This window comes from Methylobacterium sp. CM6244, assembly GCF_054817885.1.
In genome coordinates this window covers 1874785-1891013 of the sequence record NZ_CM139247.1, presented here as the reverse complement: position 1 = coordinate 1891013, position 16229 = coordinate 1874785, and the positions used below count along the sequence as shown (strand labels likewise).

At 70.3% G+C, this 16229-nt stretch carries 16 protein-coding genes and 1 riboswitch; of the genes, 14 read left to right on the top strand and 2 right to left on the bottom strand.

The window, feature by feature from the left end; all coding sequences use genetic code 11:
- Positions 1-50 precede the first annotated feature (50 nt).
- Positions 51-244, top strand: a riboswitch (cobalamin riboswitch).
- Between the two features lie 57 nt (positions 245-301).
- Genes ACYQML_RS08740 through cobJ form a run of 10 tightly spaced genes read left to right on the top strand, consistent with a single transcriptional unit; the run spans position 302 to position 10683 of the window.
- A complete protein-coding gene (locus ACYQML_RS08740; protein WP_207410167.1) occupies positions 302-478 on the top strand; it encodes a CbtB domain-containing protein in 177 nt (58 codons plus the stop codon).
- A gap of 30 nt (positions 479-508) precedes the next feature.
- Entirely contained in the window at positions 509-1303 is a 795-nt protein-coding gene (locus tag ACYQML_RS08735; protein WP_461235318.1) for a CbtA family protein, read from the top strand.
- Positions 1296-1718: a DUF1636 family protein gene (locus ACYQML_RS08730; RefSeq protein ID WP_207410164.1), complete on the top strand. Its 423-nt coding sequence runs from the start codon at positions 1296-1298 to the stop codon at positions 1716-1718. Before ACYQML_RS08735 ends, ACYQML_RS08730 begins: the two co-directional genes overlap by 8 nt.
- A complete protein-coding gene (gene cobW, locus ACYQML_RS08725) occupies positions 1715-2749 on the top strand; it encodes a cobalamin biosynthesis protein CobW (protein ID WP_311274222.1) in 1035 nt (344 codons plus the stop codon). Before ACYQML_RS08730 ends, cobW begins: the two co-directional genes overlap by 4 nt.
- A complete protein-coding gene (locus ACYQML_RS08720; protein WP_461235317.1) occupies positions 2746-3678 on the top strand; it encodes a DUF4349 domain-containing protein in 933 nt (310 codons plus the stop codon). Before cobW ends, ACYQML_RS08720 begins: the two co-directional genes overlap by 4 nt.
- A 13-nt stretch (positions 3679-3691) precedes the next feature.
- A complete protein-coding gene (cobN, locus tag ACYQML_RS08715; RefSeq protein WP_461235316.1) occupies positions 3692-7186 on the top strand; it encodes a cobaltochelatase subunit CobN in 3495 nt (1164 codons plus the stop codon).
- The gene (gene cobG / locus ACYQML_RS08710) at positions 7183-8511 is read left to right on the top strand and encodes a precorrin-3B synthase (RefSeq protein ID WP_461235315.1); all 1329 of its coding nucleotides are present in this window, start codon (positions 7183-7185) and stop codon (positions 8509-8511) included. Before cobN ends, cobG begins: the two co-directional genes overlap by 4 nt.
- A complete protein-coding gene (locus ACYQML_RS08705) occupies positions 8508-9140 on the top strand; it encodes a precorrin-8X methylmutase (RefSeq protein WP_056254407.1) in 633 nt (210 codons plus the stop codon). Before cobG ends, ACYQML_RS08705 begins: the two co-directional genes overlap by 4 nt.
- Complete coding sequence (locus ACYQML_RS08700; RefSeq protein WP_461235314.1) at positions 9140-9931, top strand: precorrin-2 C(20)-methyltransferase; 792 nt, start codon at positions 9140-9142, stop codon at positions 9929-9931. The genes ACYQML_RS08705 and ACYQML_RS08700 overlap by 1 nt, the downstream gene beginning before the upstream one ends.
- Complete coding sequence (gene cobJ / locus ACYQML_RS08695) at positions 9928-10683, top strand: precorrin-3B C(17)-methyltransferase (protein ID WP_311274227.1); 756 nt, start codon at positions 9928-9930, stop codon at positions 10681-10683. The genes ACYQML_RS08700 and cobJ overlap by 4 nt, the downstream gene beginning before the upstream one ends.
- Positions 10684-10856: 173 nt before the next feature.
- Here cobJ and ACYQML_RS08690 read toward each other — a convergent pair whose 3' ends face one another.
- Positions 10857-11594: a cobalt-precorrin-6A reductase gene (locus ACYQML_RS08690; RefSeq protein WP_461235313.1), complete on the bottom strand. Its 738-nt coding sequence runs from the start codon at positions 11592-11594 to the stop codon at positions 10857-10859.
- Positions 11595-11626: 32 nt separating this feature from the next.
- Here ACYQML_RS08690 and cbiE point away from each other — a divergent pair, with 32 nt between their 5' ends.
- From cbiE to ACYQML_RS08670, 4 genes are all read left to right on the top strand, one after another.
- Positions 11627-12856 carry a precorrin-6y C5,15-methyltransferase (decarboxylating) subunit CbiE gene (gene cbiE / locus ACYQML_RS08685; protein WP_461235312.1) on the top strand — a complete coding sequence of 410 codons (1230 nt, stop codon included), beginning with the start codon at positions 11627-11629 and terminating at the stop codon, positions 12854-12856.
- 111 nt (positions 12857-12967) lie between these two features.
- A complete protein-coding gene (locus ACYQML_RS08680) occupies positions 12968-13363 on the top strand; it encodes a cobalamin biosynthesis protein (RefSeq protein ID WP_461235697.1) in 396 nt (131 codons plus the stop codon).
- Positions 13360-14142, top strand: a complete 783-nt coding sequence (gene cobM, locus ACYQML_RS08675; protein WP_461235311.1) for a precorrin-4 C(11)-methyltransferase — start codon at positions 13360-13362, stop codon at positions 14140-14142. The genes ACYQML_RS08680 and cobM overlap by 4 nt, the downstream gene beginning before the upstream one ends.
- Complete coding sequence (locus tag ACYQML_RS08670) at positions 14139-15467, top strand: cobyrinate a,c-diamide synthase (RefSeq protein ID WP_461235310.1); 1329 nt, start codon at positions 14139-14141, stop codon at positions 15465-15467. The genes cobM and ACYQML_RS08670 overlap by 4 nt, the downstream gene beginning before the upstream one ends.
- 11 nt (positions 15468-15478) lie before the next feature.
- Here the strand turns inward: ACYQML_RS08670 and ACYQML_RS08665 are convergent, their stop codons facing one another.
- Positions 15479-15877, bottom strand: coding sequence for a helix-turn-helix domain-containing protein (locus ACYQML_RS08665; protein WP_056431861.1), 399 nt, complete (start codon positions 15875-15877; stop codon positions 15479-15481).
- Positions 15878-16229: the final 352 nt, after the last annotated feature.

Genomic DNA, 16229 nt, shown 5'->3' with positions numbered 1-16229 from the left:
AAGCCGGTAAAACGCTTTGGCGGCGCGTTGTCAGCGGTCGCGCGAGCGCGTAGAAGCGAAGTTCGGACGGTGCCCCGGCGACGGGGTGAAAAGGGAATGCGGTGAGGGCTCGCGCCTGAAACCGCAGCTGCCCCCGCAACTGTGAGCGGAGACGGGCCTGCCATCGGCCACCGGAGCGATCCGGGAAGGCGGCAGGACCGGATGACCCGCGAGCCAGGAGACCTGCCTTCCGAAGGGGACCAAATCGTCCTCCCGCTCGATCCTCGAACGCCGCCGGCGGGGCGGCCGGAGACCTGACATGATGACCACTAACACTCTCGCCCTCACCGGCACCCGCAGCAACGAGCGTCTCGGCGCGGTGCTCATGGCCGCTTTCCTCGGCCTCGGGCTCGTCTTCATGGCCGGCTTCGCCCCGGCGATGGCGCTGCACAACGCGGCCCACGATTTCCGGCACGCCCAGAATTTCCCCTGCCACTGACCGCCTCGCGCTCAGCCAGGACCTGATTTCATGATGATCCGACTCGTGTCGGCGGCCCTGGTCGCCGGCTTCCTGGCGGCTGTCGTCGCCACGGGCTTGCAGCTTGCCCTCACCTCGCCGCTGATCATCGCGGCCGAGCGTTACGAGAGCGGCGAAGCCACGGCGCCGGCCGCGCAATGGATGCCGCGCGGCGTCTCCCCGGCCTCCCTCATCGTGCCCGTCCATTCGGGCCACGACCATGGCGGCAAGGACCATGGCGGCAAAACGGACGGTGTCGAAGGCGGCGAGGTCGCACCGGCCTGGCAGCCCGGCCCCGGCCTGCCCCGGATGGTCTTCACCGCCCTCGCGACCCTGGTCGGCGGCGTCGGCTACGCCCTGTTGCTGGGCGCGGCTCTCATTGCCTGTGGGCGCGAGCCGAGCCCGGAATCCGGCCTGCGATTCGCCATCGCGGGGTTCCTCGCCGTGGCCCTCGCCCCGGCCCTCGGCCTGCCGCCTGAACTACCCGGCATGGAGGCGGCTCCGCTCGCCGAACGCCAGTTCTGGTGGATCATGACCGCGGCCGCCACCGCCATGGGGCTCTACCTCATCGCGATCCGCCGCTCCTCCATCGCCATCGCCGGAGGGCTCGTGCTCCTCGTCGCGCCGCATCTGGCAGGCGCTCCGGAAACGAGCCACACCGCCTCTGCCCTGCCCCCGGGCTACGCGGCCCAATTCGCCGCTCGGTCGCTGGGCATCGCCTTCGTGTTCTGGGCGGTGATCGGCCTCGCCTTCGGCTGGGCCTGGAACAGCGTCGGGCGCAAGAGCCCGGCGACGTCGCATGCCTGACGAGGACATCCAGGCCGGCAGCCCGGTCGTACTCTATGTCTGCGCCACCTGCCGCACGGCCGGCGACACATCCGAGCCCCGCGCCGGGGCCCGCCTCGTCTCGGCGCTGCGCGATGCGGTGAAGGAAGCCGCCATCGAGGGCATCGCGGTCGAGAGCGTGGAGTGCCTGTCGGTCTGCAAGCGCCCCTGCACCGTCGCCGTGGCTTCCGAAGGCCGCTGGACCTACGTCTACGGCGATCTCGACCCGGTCGAATCCGCCAGAACCATCCTCGCGGGCATCGGCCTGTACGCGGAGACGCCCGACGGCATCGTGCCCTGGAAGGCGCGGCCGGAAGCGTTCCGCAAAGGCGTCGTCGCCCGCATTCCCCCGTTTCCTCCGCCCCGCGCGGACAGAATTCCGGACGCCGCCGAATGAGCATCGTCGAGAAGATCCCCTGCACCATCGTCACCGGCTTCCTCGGAGCCGGCAAGACGACCCTCGTCCGTCACCTCGTGGAGAATGCCGGCGGTCGTCGGCTCGCCATCATCGTCAACGAGTTCGGCGATATCGGCTTCGACGGATCGTTCCTGGCCGCCTGCGGCATCGAGGGCTGCCAGGACGAGGACATCGTGGAGCTGGCCAATGGCTGCATCTGCTGCACCGTGGCGGACGATTTCGTGCCCGCCCTGAACAAGCTCCTCGACCGCGCCGACCCGCCGGAGCACATCCTCATCGAGACGTCCGGACTCGCTCTGCCGAAGCCCCTGGTCCAGGCCTTCCACTGGCCGGCGATCCGCTCGCGGGTGACCGTGGACGGGGTGATCGCGGTCATCGACGGCCCCGCCGTCGCTGCCGGCTTCTTCGCCGACGATCCGGCGGCCCTCGCCGCCCAGCGGGCCGACGATGCCAGCGTCGATCACGACAACCCGCTGGAAGAGGTGTTCGAGGACCAGCTCCTTTGCGCCGACCTCGTGGTGATGAACAAGGCCGACCTCCTCGACGACGCCGGCAAGGCCAAGGTCCGCGCCGAGGTGGAGCGCCAGCTGCCGCGCGCGGTGAAGATGGTCGAGGCCGAGCATGGCCGCCTCGATCCGCGCGTGATCCTCGGTCTCGGCGCCGCCGCCGAGGACGATCTCGACGCCCGCCCCTCCCATCACGGCGAGGGCGAGGACCACGATCACGACGATTTCGACTCCGTGGCCATTGCGGTGCCTGCCACGGCGAGCGCCGAGGATCTGGCCTCCCGCGTCGCCCGCGCCGCCGAGACCAGCGGCGTCCTGCGGATCAAGGGCTTCGCCGAGGTCACCGGCAAGCCGATGCGCCTCGTGGTCCAGGGCGTCGGTGCCCGTATCGCCCATCATTACGACCGCCCCTGGCGGGCGAGCGAGAACCGCGACGGCCGGCTCGTGGTCATCGGCCTGAAGGGTTTCGACCAGGGGGCGGTGGCAGCCGCCCTGGCGGGGTGAGCGCGTTGACCGCCCGACGGATCCTGGCTCACGGGTGCCGCGGCCTCGTTGCCGCGTCCGGCCTGGCGGCTCTCGCGGCGATCGGTGGCTGCTCGGATTCACGCCCACCCAAACCGGAGTTTCAGGCCTCGGACAGCCGGGCGATGGCACGCCTCGCTCCGGTGGCCCGCCCGCTCGCCCAGACGAGCGATGCGAAGCTCGCCTATACCCACGACCTGACCATCGGATTACCGCCCCAGCGGGTGAATGCGCATTTCGAGGCGGCGCGCGACCGCTGCCTGAACGAGGCGGCCCTGAAATGCGTCCTCGTCGCTGCTTCCATCGACGATGGCCGGAGGCCTGCGGGCCGTCCGCAGGCGCAGGTCCAGGTCCGACTGCCGCATGAATCCGTCGCCCCCTTCATGGCCTTCGTCACGGCGCCCCTCCCCGGCGAGGCGGCGGGTGACGTCGTGCTCCGGAGCCAGTCGACGCGTGCCGACGACCTGACGGACGCCATCGAGGATGGCGGCCGGCGCTTGGCCCAGCTCACCGCCTATCGCGCCCGGCTCGACGCGATCGCTGCACGGCCCGACCCGCGCGTGGAGGATTTGATCCGCATCGCGCAGGAATTGGCGCAGGTTCAGTCGCAGATCGAGGAAGCCGATGCCAAGCAGCGCGGCCTGAACCAGCGCGTCGATACGGAGCTCGTCTCCATCGCCCTACGCTCCGACGAGGCGAGGGCCGGGCCTCTCGCCCCCGTGGAGGAAGCCTGGGCCCAGGCGGGCCAGACCTTCGGCATGAGCGCGGGATCGGCCTTGCGCTTCGTCGTCACCGGTCTGCCATGGTTACCGCTGGTGCTGATCGGCGTGCTTCTCCTTCGGGCGCTGTGGCGCCGGCGCGGTCGCCAAAGCGCCGTGACCGAGCGGACGTCCTCCAGGGCACAGCCATGACGGCGCGCCGCCCATGCATCTGATCCGAATCGACACGGTCTCCCTCGACGAGGGCGAAGCCGCCATCGATCTGGGCCAGGCGCCCGGCGACATCGTGTTCCTGTCCTTCACCGATTCCGACCTCTCCGGCATGGCCGGCGCGCATGCGGCCGAGCGGGAGGCGGCGGCACGGGACCCGTCGGCAGTCGACGTCCCGACGCTCCGCCTCGCCAAGCTGGCGCGGCTGCGCCATCCGATGTCCGTTGATCTCTACGTGGACAACGTGATCGCGCGGTCGAAATTCGTGGTCATCCGCTGCCTCGGTGGCCTCGATTACTGGCGCTACGGCGTCGAGCGCGCCGCCGCCGCGGCTCGCGCGAACGGCGTGAAGCTCGCCGTCATTCCGGGCTGCGACAAGCCCGATCCCCGCCTCACCGCCTTCTCGACGGTGGCTCCCGAACTGGTGGAGACACTCGAGGGCTATTGCCGCGCGGGCGGGTCCGACAACCTGCGCCGGATGATCCGGCGCCTCTCCCGCGAGATCGGGAACGCGGTCGAAGCGCTGCCGCCGGTCGCCCTGCCGCGCGGCTTTGCCTGGTGTCCGGGCTGCGGACCGGTCGCACACGAGACCGCCCTGGCCGCAGCTGGGCAGAACCGCCCCCTCGCGCTGATCCTGGTCTATCGCTCAGCTGTGCTCGGCGGCGACACCCGGCCCGTGGCCGACCTCATCGCGGCCCTCGGCGAGCGCGGCATCGGAGCCGCCACCCTTGCGGTCGCAAGCCTCAAGGACGCGCTCGCCCTCGATGCCGTGCGGAAGATACTGGCCACGCGCAGCCCGGACATCGTCATCGCGGCGACGGCCTTCTCCGCGCGGGAGGATGCTGGATTCGTCCTCGATTCAGCCGACGCGCCCATTCTGCAGGCCTACACGATCGGGGCCTCACGGGAAGCCTGGGAAGCCTCGGCGCGGGGAATGAACGCCGCCGACCTCGCCATGCAGGTGGCGCTTCCCGAATTCGACGGACGGCTCTCCGGTTTCCCGATTTCGTTCAAGGAGGACGGGCCGGACCTCGATGGGTTCAGCGAGCGCCGCGCCGTTCCCTTCCCGGCCGGCATCGCGGCCCTGGCCGACCGCGCCTCCGCCTGGGTGGCGCTGAAGCATCGGCCGCGTGCAGGACGTCGCCTCGCCCTGGTCCTGTCCGACTACCCCGCCCGGGGCGGCCGGGCCGGCTTCGCCGTGGGGCTCGACACGCCGGCGAGTGCGGGGACCATCGCGGAGACGCTGCGGCAGGCCGGCTATGCGGTGGGCCACCTGCCGGAGCCGGACGCTCTGATGCACGCGCTCACGAAGGAGGCTCCGACCTTCGCGGTGCCGCTCGCGGCCTATCGCGACTGGCTCTCCACACTATCGCCGGACGAGCGCGGCACGCTCGATCGACGGTGGGGCGAGCCGGAGGCCGACCCGGTCTGCACCGACGGAGCGTTCCGCTTCCCGATGGTGCTCGACAGTTCTCCGTCCGACGCTCGACCTCATCCTGAGGCGCCGCGTCAGCGGCTTCGAAGGAGACCTCCAGTCTCCGTAAAGGGTCCTGGAGGCCTCCTTCGAGGCCAGCGCTATGCGCTGGCACCTCAGGATGAGGTCGGTGGTGGGGACGACCAAGAACGAAGCGCCGGCCTCGCCGTCTTCCTTCAGCCCAATCGTGGCCGGGCGGCGGATCGCAAGGCGGGCTATCACGACCCCGACGAGCCGCCGACCCATGCCTATCTCGCCTTCCATCTCGGATTGCGGGAAGGGTTCGACGCCCTGATCCATCTCGGCACCCACGGCACCACCGAATGGCTGCCGGGCAAGGCGGTGGCCTTGTCGCCGGCCTGCTGGCCGGCACGGGCGATTGGGCACATGCCCGTAATCTACCCCTTCATCGTCGACGATCCCGGCGAGGCGGCCCCGGTGAAACGCCGGCTCGGCGGCATCGCGCTGGGCCACTTGACGCCGCAAACCGAATGCGCCGGCTTGACCCCGGAGGCCGCACGGCTACGCGAACTCGTGGAGGAATATTCCTCGGCCAGCGTGCTCGATCCGCGACGGGCAGACATCATCGCCCGCGCGATCCTCGACGATGCGGCCGATGCCGGCCTTCTGTCGGGCGCCGGGATCGACGCCGACACTCCCATGGCCGACGCGCTCACCGCCCTCGACGCGCATCTGTGCGATCTCGGTGAGGTGACCACCCGCGACGGGCTCCACGTGTTCGGATCGGCACCGGACGACGCGCCGGCCCCTGTGAGAGCCTGCGCGGTCGCCGAGCGCGAGGGACTGCTCGCGGCCCTCGACGGACGCTTCGTTCCCCCAGGCCCCGCCGGTTCGCCCTCTCGCGGGCGGACCGACGTGATGCCCACGGGGCGCAACCTCACCACGCTGGATCCGCGCAGCCTGCCGACGCGGGCCGCCACGCTGCTCGGCTCGAAAGCCGCCGATGCGGTGGTCCGGCGCTACCTGCAGGACGAGGGCGACTACCCGGCCCGCATCGTCATGGATCTCTGGGCCTCTCCGACCCTTCGCACCGGCGGCGAGGACGTGGCGCATGCCCTGGCACTCATGGGCGTGCGCCCGACCTGGGACCATGCCTCCACCCGCGTCACCGGTTTCGAGGTGATGCCGCTCGCCCTCCTCGACCGGCCGCGCATCGACGTGACTCTGCGTGTCTCGGGCGCGTTTCGCGACACCTTTCCCGAGACCCTCTCCCTCCTCGCCCGCGCGGCATCTGCCGTCGCCGAGCGCGACGAGGAGGACGACGAGAACCCCCTTGCCGCCGCGCGCCGCCGGGGCGAGGCCTCCGCCCGTGTCTACGGCGCAGCACCCGGCCGCTACGGCGCCGGTGCCGGCGAACTCGCCCTCGACGGACAATGGCAGAGCCGCGACGATCTCGGCCAAGCCTATCTCGACGCCACCTCGCATGCCTATGGCGGGATCGAGGACATGGCCGATGCGGGCTTCGCCACCCGCGTCGCGCAGGCCGACGCCTATGTCCACGCCTTCGATGTCGCCGAACGGGACCTCCTCGACGGCGACGCCGCGGCCGATGCCATGGGAGGGTTCTCCGCCGCCGCCGCGCTCGGCGGGCGCGCTCCCGCACTCTACAGCCTCGACGTTGCCGACCCGGAAAAGCCCAAGGCGCGCACCGCCCGCGAGGATGCGGCGCGCCTCATCCGTGCCAAGCTCGCGAACCCGCGCTGGATCGCGGCGCAGCTGCGCCACGGCTATCGCGGCGCCCAGGAACTGGCACAGGGGATCGACGCGGTCTTCGTCCTCGCCGCCGCCACGGACGCCATCTCCGACTCCGATCTCGACCGGCTCTACGGGGCGATGATCGCCGATCTCGATACGTTCAATGCCCTGCGCGCGGCCAATCCCGATGCCGCCCGCGCCATCCTCGAACGGTTCGACGAAGCGCGCCGGCGCGGCCTCTGGACCACCCGCCGCAACGCCATGGCCGCCGACGAGCTGATGCCGGAGGCTGCCGAATGAGCGCGCCGCGCCGCGTCTCTCCGGAGCCTGCACGCCGGGGCTGGTGCCCGAGCCTCGCCCGGCCGATGCCGACGGGGGACGGGCTGCTTGCCCGCGTGCATCCACCACTGGGCATCCTTACGCCGGCGCAGGCGCGGGCGGTGGCGGAAGGCGCGCGCCGCTTCGGCAACGGCCATATCGACGTGACGGCGCGGGCGAACCTACAGGTCCGGGGCGTCACCGAGGCAACCCGCTGCGGCCTCGCGGAGGCCCTCGGCGCGGCCGCGCTCGACGATGTGCGTAGCGACGGCGGGCCACAGCGGCTCACCCTGACCGCGCCGCTCGCCGGCCTCGAAGCGACGGCCATCGACATTCCGACCCTGGCCGGGGCGATCGAGGCCATCGGGTTGGCGATCCCGGGCCTGCCGCCCAAGGCGCTGGTCGCCGTCGAGGCGGCGGAGTGCGACGCCTGCCTCGGCGGGGCCCAGCCGGATTGCCATCTCGTCGCCACGGCGGAGGGCTTGGTGTTGCAGCTCGCAGGCGATGCGGCTTGGTGGCATGTCCCGGCCGACGGCGTGCATTCTGTCCTCGACGCCGCCTTGCGCCGGCTCGCCGAGAGCGGTGAGCGCCGGATGCGGGATCTATCCTCCCTGGACAGGAGCGGCCTGGCGCTCGGCCTCGGCCTGCGCTCCGCAACGCCTCCTCCTGGCGCACCGCTACCGCGTCCTGGCCTACTTGCCCTGAACTCACATCTTCCCATCGCTCGCGGACAGCACGAATCCCCCCCGAGCGAAGCTTCGCCCGTCGGCATCCTGCTCGACGCGCCCTTCGGCCGCTGCACGGCGGACGCCCTGGACTCCCTCGCCGATGCGACCGAAATTCTCGGGATGGAGCCCCTGCGGCTCTCGCCGACGAGGGGGTTTCTGCTCGTTGCCCCCAACGCGGCGGCGGCGGAGGCGGTGCGACCCATCCTCGCGGCGGCAGGCTTCTTGACGGAGCCGGACGATCCGAGGCGGGCGGTTGCCGCCTGTCCGGGAGCGCCGGCCTGCGCTTCCGGCTCGACGACGACGCTTATCGACGCGGCACGGCTGGCCGACGCCTTCGAGGCCTTCTCGGCGCAAGGCCTGTCGGCCCATGTCTCCGGCTGCGCCAAGGGCTGTGCCCATCCTGCCGCCGCCTCGCTCACCCTGGTCGGACGCAATGGCCTCTATGGCATCGTCCTCGACGGCCGGCCCGATGCATTGCCGGCGACCCTCCTCACTTTCGACGCGGCGCTGGAGCGCGTAAGGAGGGCCGATCCGGCCTATCCCGACACCCTCGCCCACGCTTTCAGGACATCCCCATGAGTTCGCGCCTCGACTATCTGCGCGACGGACAGGCGATCTACGCCCGATCCTTCGCCATGATCCGCGCCGAGGCCGACCTCGCCCGCTTCTCCGGCACCGCCGAACGCGTCGTCGTGCGGATGATCCATGCCTGCGGCATGACCGACCTGCCCAAAGACGTGGAAGCCTCCGAGGATTTCGCCGCCAGCGGCGAGGCCGCGCTCAAAGCCGGAGCACCGATCCTGTGCGATGTGCGCATGGTCGCCGACGGTGTCACCCGCTCGCGCCTTCCCGCCGACAACCGGGTGATCTGCACCCTGACCGACCCTCGCGTGCCCGGCCTCGCCGCCGAGATGAACACGACCCGCACGGCCGCCGCCATGGAACTCTGGCGCGAGCATCTTCCCGGCAGCATCGTCGCCGTCGGCAACGCGCCGACCGCCCTGTTCCGGCTGCTCGAACTGCTCGATGAAGGCGTCGCCCCGCCTGCGGCGGTCATCGGTATCCCCGTCGGCTTCGTGGGGGCCGCCGAATCGAAGGAGGCCCTCGCCCGCGACGGTCGGGTGCCCTTCATCGTCGTTCATGGAAGGCGCGGCGGCAGCGCCATGACCGCCTCCGCGATCAACGCCCTCGCCAACGAGATCGAGTGATGGATTCGAGCGAGCGGCTTCCCCCCGCCGAGCCGGCGGACGTCACCGAGATCCCGCGACAGGTCACCACCGGCACGCTCTACGGCGTCGGGATGGGGCCGGGCGACCCGGATTATCTCACCGTGCGCGCCATGAAGCTCCTGGCCGAGGCGCCGGTCCTGGTGCATTTCTGCAAGAAGGGCCGGCGCGGCAATTCCCGCACCATCGCCGATGCGGTGATGCGCGACCCGGCCCGCGAGATGCCGCTGGTCTATCCCTACACCACCGAGCTTCCGCCCGAGCATGGCGAGTACGTCTCCGCCCTCGCGTCTTTCTACGACGATGCGGCGACGCGGATCGCCGACCATCTCGGGGCCGGGTGCGACGTCGCGATCCTGTCGGAGGGCGACCCGTTCTTCTACGGCTCGTTCATGCATCTGTGGCGGCGCCTGAAGGACCGTTTCCCGGTGGAGGTGGTGCCCGGCGTCACCGGCATGTCCGGCTGCTGGACCAGGGCCGGAACGCCGATCACCTGGGGCGACGACGTACTGACCATTCTACCGGCGACGCTGGGCCATGACGCCCTGGTGGAGCGCCTGCGCATCACCGACGCCGCCGTCATCATGAAGCTCGGCCGCCACCTGCCGAAGGTGCGCCGTGCTTTGGCCGAGACCGGCCTCCTCGATCGCGCGGTCTATGTGGAACGCGGCACCATGGCCGGCGAGAAAGTGATCGCGCTGGCCGAGAAGCCGGACGACGACGCCCCCTACTTCTCGATGGTCCTGGTCCCCGGCGAGGGGCGCCGCCCGTGACCGGCTCCGTCACGGTCGTCGGCCTCGGGCCGGGCGATCCGCGTCTCCTCACCCAGGCGGCGAGCGAGGCCCTGGCGCAGGCGCAGGACCTCATCGGCTACATCCCCTACGTCGCCCGCGTGCCCGATCGTCCGGGGCTGACGAAACACGCCACCGACAACCGCGTCGAGATCGACCGTGCCGGCCATGCGCTCCGGCTCGCCGCCTCCGGCCGCCGGGTCGCGGTGGTGTCCGGCGGCGATCCGGGGGTCTTCGCCATGGCGGCGGCAATCTTCGAGGCGGTGGAGACCGGCGACCCGGCCTGGCGCCACCTCGCCATTACGGTCGAGCCAGGCATCACGGCGATGCTGGCGGCCGCCGCCCGCCTCGGCGCGCCCCTCGGCGGCGATTTCTGCGCGATGTCGCTGTCCGACAACCTCAAGCCCTGGGAGGTCATCACCGCGCGGCTCGAGGCGGTGCTGCGGGCCGATTTCGTGATCTCCCTCTACAACCCGATCTCGTCGGCCCGGCCGTGGCAGCTCGGGGCCGCGCTCGGTCTGGCGGCCGAGCACCGCGCACCGGAGACGCCGGTCATCTTCGCCCGCGCGGTCTCCCGCCCGGACGAGGCGATCCGGATCCTCACCCTGGCGCAGGCTCGGGAGACCAAGGCGGATATGGCGACGATGGTCATTATCGGCGCTTCCAGCACCCGGCTGATCCCACGCGGTGACGCGACGCCCTTCGTCTACACCCCGCGCAGCGTGCCGGCGTGAGGGCGGGACGCAGCAGCGTGGCTCCCCCAACTCCCCAACCAATCCACCTCATCCTGAGGTGCCGCAGCGAAGCGAAGGCCTCGAAGGAGCCCTCCAGTCAGCACTGCGAGAACTGGAGGCCTCCTTCGAGGCCCGCTTCGCGGGCACCTCAGGATGAGGGTCAGGGTTGGGCTTCAGTGGTTCAGGCGCTCCCGCAGCCACGCCAACGCGCCCTCGGCATCCGGCACGCTGTCGACATCCGGCTTATCGGGCGGGCGTACGATCACCACCGGCACGTCGAGCGCGCGGGCGGCGGCGATCTTGCCGTAGGTGGCGGGGCCACCGGAATTCTTGGTGATCAGAATCTCGATCCGCCGCTCGGCGAGGAACGTCATCTCGGCGGCCTCACCGAAGGGACCGCGCGCAGCGATCTCGGTGAGACGCGGCACCGGCAGGGCATCGCCGATGGGCTCAATGGCGCGGACGACGTAATCGTGCTGCGGAGCAGTCGCGAAGGCGCCAACTTCAAGACGGCCGATCGTCAGGAACACGCGCTGGGGCGTCTCGCCGAGGGTGAGTGCGGCCTCCGCCATGGTCTCGACCTCGGTCCAGCGATCCCCCGGAATGCGCTCCCAGGCCGGGCGGCGGATGGCGAGGAGCGCCACACCGGTCCGCTCGCAGGCGAGCGCCGCGTTGCGGCTGATCCGCGCCGCGAACGGATGCGTGGCGTCGATTACCGCCTCTATCCGGTTCTCGGCGATCCACGCGGCCAGGCCATCAGGGCCGCCGAAACCGCCGATACGGGTGCGTACCGGCTCGCGCTTCGGCGCGCTGGTACGGCCGGCGAGCGACAAGGTCGCATCGATCCTCGGATCGAGTCCCTTCACCAGAGCGCTCGCCTCGGTGGTGCCGCCGAGGATCAGAACTCGCATCGTCGCCCTCTCCCTATCCGGCAACCTTGTCCATGAGCGCCGCCCCCGTGTCGAGCACCGCCCCCTGGCTCACCATCATCGGGATCGGCGAGGATGGGCGGGCGGGCCTGAGCCCCGCCGCCGCAGCTGCCCTCGACGGTGCGGAGGTGGTCTATGGCGGAGCCCGCCATTTCGCCCTCGGTGCACCGCTGAGGGCCGAGACGCGGGTCTGGCCGCGCCCGATCTCCGACGCTTATCCCGGCCTCCTCGCTCGGCGCGGACGGACCACCTGCATTCTCGCTACCGGCGACCCGTTCCATTTCGGCATCGGCGCAGAGATCGCGCGGCTGCTTCCGGCGGCCGAGATGTGCGTGTTCCCCCACCCCTCGGCATTCAGCCTCGCGGCGGCGCGCCTCGGCTGGCCGCTCGCCGAGACCACCTGCATCACCCTGCACGGGCGGGCATTGGAGCGGATCGTACCTCATCTCCAGCCCGGCGCCCGCCTCCTCACCCTGACCTGGGACGAGACGACGCCGGAGGCCGTCGCCACCCTACTTACGGAGCGGGGTTTCGGCGCCTCTCGCCTCGTCGTTCTCGAGGCCATGGGTGGCCCGCGTGAGCGCCGCCTCGAAGCAAGGGCCGATGCGTTCTCCCTCACCGGGATCGATCCGCTCAACACCCTGGCGGTAGAGGTCGTGGCCGATTCCGATGCACGCGTCGTCAGCCTGAGCCCCGGCCTCGACGATGCCTGGTTCGAGAATGACGGCCAGCTCACCAAAGCCGATATTCGCGCCGTGACCCTCGCCGCCCTGCGCCCCCGCGCCGGCCAGCGCCTCTGGGACATCGGCGCCGGAGCCGGCTCCATCTCCATCGAGTGGATGCTGCGCGGTTCCAGCCTGCGCTCGCTGGCCATCGAGGCGAACCCGGCCCGTGCGGCGCGGATCGCCCGCAACGCCGCCCGCCTCGGAGTACCGGATCTGCGCGTCGTCGAGGGCGAGGCGCCCGCCGCCCTGGAAGGGCTCGAGCGGCCGGACGCGATCTTCATCGGCGGCGGGGTCGCGCGTCCTGGCGTGCTCGACCGCGCCCTCGACGCCCTCGGGCCTGGGGGCCGGCTGGTCGCCAACGTCGTCACCCTCGAGGGCGAGGCGGTTCTGCTTGGCGCCTTCGCCCGTCTCGGCGGGCAGCTGAAGCGGCTGTCGGTGGCCCATGCCGACCCGGTCGGCCATCTCCACGGCTGGCGCGCCGCAATGCCGGTGACGCAATGGGTGTGGACGAAGCGGTGACGGGCGGCTTGGCGATGCCTGACGCGCTTCCCCTCCCCCTTGTGGGGAGGAGGGGCCCGCGATTTGTCTGACGATGATCCGGCCCTTCGAGATACGTGGGCAACCCGTCTCATCGTAGCCGGCATCGGCTTCCGGCACGGAGCCATGCCCGGCGAGATTGTCGCCCTGATCCACCGCGCGCTTGCCGAAAGCGGCCATGTGCCGGACCGGCTCGGCGCGATCGCCACCGCTGAAGACCGCGCGAATGAACCGTCGATCGTCGAGGCCGCCGCTGTGTTCGGCCTCGTACCCGTCGGAAGGTCACCCGCCGAGATGATCGCCGTCGATGCGCGTGTACCGACCCGCTCGGGCCGGATCGAGGCGAGCCGGGGGGTCGGATCGGTGGCGGAAGCCGCCGCTCTGGCCGTGGCCGGCGAGGGCGGAACCCTCATTCTGCCGCGCATCGCGTCACCAGCGGTGACATGTGCCCTTGCGCTTCCCGCGTATTTCGCCACTCAGGCGGAATGACCGTACATTTCATCGGCGCCGGCCCCGGTGCGGCCGACCTCATCACGATCCGCGGGCGCGATCTCATCGCGCGCTGCCCCGTCTGCCTCTATGCCGGTTCGCTGGTGGCGCCGGAGATCCTGTCCTGGTGCCCGTCCGACGCCCGCATCGTCGACACCGCCCCCCTCGACCTCGACGCGATCGTGGCCGAGATCACCGCCGCGCACGAGGCCGGGAAGGATGTGGCGCGGCTGCATTCGGGCGACCTCTCGATCTGGAGCGCGCTGGCCGAACAGACCCGCCGCCTCGACCGGCTCGGCATTCCCTACACGGTGACACCGGGCGTGCCGTCCTTCGCCGCCGCCGCCGCCCTGCTCCGGCGCGAACTCACCGTGCCGGGCCTAGCCCAATCCGTGGTCCTCACCCGGACCTCCGGCCGCGCCAGCGCCATGCCTGAGCGCGAAACGCTCCAAGCCTTCGCCGCCACCGGCGCGACCCTGGCCCTGCACCTCTCCATCCACGTGATCGATACCGTGGTGACCGAGCTCGTGCCGTTCTACGGGGCGGATTGCGCCGCCGCCGTGGTGTTCCGCGCCACCTGGCCGGACGAGCGCGTTATCTCAGGCACCCTCGCCACCATCGCGGAGGATGTACGCGCCGCCGGTCTCGAGCGGACGGCGCTGATCCTCGTCGGCCCGGCCCTCGCGGCCAGCGAGTTCCGCGAGAGCGCGCTCTACTCCACCGATTACGACCGGCGCTTCCGTCCCACGGGGCATCCGGCCCCCGGAGTCGAGTCATGACGAAGACGGACCGATCGCATCCGCCCGGCCTTCTCGTTGCCGCCCCACGGTCGAGCTCGGGCAAGACCACCGTGACGCTGGCATTGATGCGGGCGCTCGCCCGGCGCGGCCTCGCCGTGCGCGGCGCCAAATGCGGGCCGGACTATATCGACCCGGCCTTTCACCAGGCCGCCACGGGCTATCCCAGCGTCAATCTCGACAGCTTCGCCATGCCGGATGCCATGCTCGATTCGGTGGCGGCGATGGCGGGCCATGGCGCCGATATCGTCATCGCCGAAGGCTCCATGGGCCTGTTCGACGGCATCGTCGCCAGCGAGGGCCGGACCGGCGCCAATGCCGACATCGCCGCCCGCTATGGCTGGCCGGTGCTCCTCGTCGTGGACGTCTCGGGGGCCGCCCAATCGGCCGCCGCCGTGGCGCTCGGCTGCGCCCGCTACGATCCCCGACTCCGCATCGCCGGCGTCGTGCTGAACAAGGTCGCCAGCGCCCGCCATCGGCGTCTGGTCGAGGCCGGTCTCGCGCGGGTCGGCATCCCGGTCCTCGGAGTGCTCATGCGCGATGCGAGCCTCGCCTTGCCCGAGCGTCATCTCGGTCTGGTCCAGGCCCGCGAAACGGGAGACCTCGCCGCGCGGCTCGACCGCCTCGCCGATCTGGCGGAGGCGAGCCTCGATCTCGACGCCATCCTCGCGGCGGCCGCGGGTCGTCTTCCGGAGGTATCGGATGCCGTCCTCCCCCCTCCCCCGGGACAGCGCATCGCCATCGCGTCGGATGAGGCCTTCTCGTTTCTCTATCCGCATATGGAGGCGGGCTGGCGCGCCGCCGGCGCCGAACTGGTCGCCTTCTCACCCCTCGCCGACGAGGCGCCCCCGGAGGGCTGCGACGCCTGCTGGCTACCGGGCGGATATCCTGAGCTTCATGCCGGGAAACTGGCAGCGGCGGGCCGGTTCCTGAACGGCCTCCGGAGCTTTGCCGAACGCAATCCCGTCCATGGCGAGTGCGGCGGCTACATGGTCCTCGGACGCAGCCTGGAAGACGCGGCCGGCGTCACGCATGCGATGGCGGATCTGCTTCCGGTCGCGACCTCCTACAAGGTGCGGCGACTGCATCTGGGCTACCGCGTGGCGACGCTCGTCGGCGACGGCGCCCTCGGAAGAGCGGGTTCACGCCTCGTCGGCCACGAGTTTCACTATGCGAGCGAGCTCACACCTCCACCGGGCGAAGACATCGCCTTAGCGGCGGTGACCGACGCGGAAGGCGTTTCGCAAGGGATGGCCGGCCACCGATGCGGTCACGTGTCCGGAAGTTTCTTCCATCTCATTGGATGATGGAAAAACGTTCAAACAGCGACGGGGAGCTCTGAACGTTTTCCCATCTTTGCTGCGGTCCGGACGAGTGCCAGAACATCACGCCGAAGCTGGTCGTCCTCAATGGACGCGTAGGCTTGAAGAAGCTCGATCGCCCCATGAGCGCTCAGGAAGCCGAACACTTCGGATTGCGTTCCGCCCGCATCGTCTTCCTCGAAGAACGCCGAGACCGGAACCTCCAGAAGGCGGGAAATCTCGCGGAGACGCCCGGCACCGACTCGGTTCTGCCCCTTTTCGTACTTCTGGACCTGTTGGAACGTTACGCCAACGGCGGTTCCGAGCGCGGTCTGGCTCAGGCCGCGGGCCTTACGCAAGGCGGTGATTCGCAACCCAACTAGGCGGTCGACGTCGGTGGTTTGCTTGGGCATCATCACTCGTTTCAGTGCTCAATACGGTCTTGGCCGGCTGTTTCGATCCCCAACCAAGTCGCCATCTGCCACGCGACTCATTCGGAAGGGTTAAGGGTCACACGAATGTGAGTCTATCATCTTCACGGTCCGCCCCCGGAGGACCGGCAATGTCCTGGAACATCCAAAGAACACCATCGGTACGATAGGATCAAGCATGCGCGAAAACAGCTTGACCACAAATGAGGCAAGGATGGCAAGGGTGACCGCAAATTTGCCCATGCAAACGACGGTCACCCAGTGAAGCCCCAACGCAAACGAAATGAATCCGCTCTTCTAACTCATGATGACAATGACGCAAAAAGCACTATTTAGA

What these genes read in the sequence shown, in the direction of transcription:
- cobN (WP_461235316.1), top strand. Translation starts at nt 3,692, where the DNA reads ATGCATCTGATCCGAATCGACACGGTCTCCCTCGACGAGGGCGAAGCC.
- ACYQML_RS08700 (WP_461235314.1), top strand. Translation starts at nt 9,140, where the DNA reads ATGGATTCGAGCGAGCGGCTTCCCCCCGCCGAGCCGGCGGACGTCACC.
- ACYQML_RS08735 (WP_461235318.1), top strand. Translation starts at nt 509, where the DNA reads ATGATGATCCGACTCGTGTCGGCGGCCCTGGTCGCCGGCTTCCTGGCG.
- cbiE (WP_461235312.1), top strand. Translation starts at nt 11,627, where the DNA reads ATGAGCGCCGCCCCCGTGTCGAGCACCGCCCCCTGGCTCACCATCATC.
- cobM (WP_461235311.1), top strand. Translation starts at nt 13,360, where the DNA reads ATGACCGTACATTTCATCGGCGCCGGCCCCGGTGCGGCCGACCTCATC.
- ACYQML_RS08690 (WP_461235313.1), bottom strand. Translation starts at nt 11,594, where the DNA reads ATGCGAGTTCTGATCCTCGGCGGCACCACCGAGGCGAGCGCTCTGGTG.
- ACYQML_RS08730 (WP_207410164.1), top strand. Translation starts at nt 1,296, where the DNA reads ATGCCTGACGAGGACATCCAGGCCGGCAGCCCGGTCGTACTCTATGTC.
- cobW (WP_311274222.1), top strand. Translation starts at nt 1,715, where the DNA reads ATGAGCATCGTCGAGAAGATCCCCTGCACCATCGTCACCGGCTTCCTC.
- cobG (WP_461235315.1), top strand. Translation starts at nt 7,183, where the DNA reads ATGAGCGCGCCGCGCCGCGTCTCTCCGGAGCCTGCACGCCGGGGCTGG.
- ACYQML_RS08670 (WP_461235310.1), top strand. Translation starts at nt 14,139, where the DNA reads ATGACGAAGACGGACCGATCGCATCCGCCCGGCCTTCTCGTTGCCGCC.
- ACYQML_RS08740 (WP_207410167.1), top strand. Translation starts at nt 302, where the DNA reads ATGACCACTAACACTCTCGCCCTCACCGGCACCCGCAGCAACGAGCGT.
- ACYQML_RS08665 (WP_056431861.1), bottom strand. Translation starts at nt 15,877, where the DNA reads ATGATGCCCAAGCAAACCACCGACGTCGACCGCCTAGTTGGGTTGCGA.
- ACYQML_RS08705 (WP_056254407.1), top strand. Translation starts at nt 8,508, where the DNA reads ATGAGTTCGCGCCTCGACTATCTGCGCGACGGACAGGCGATCTACGCC.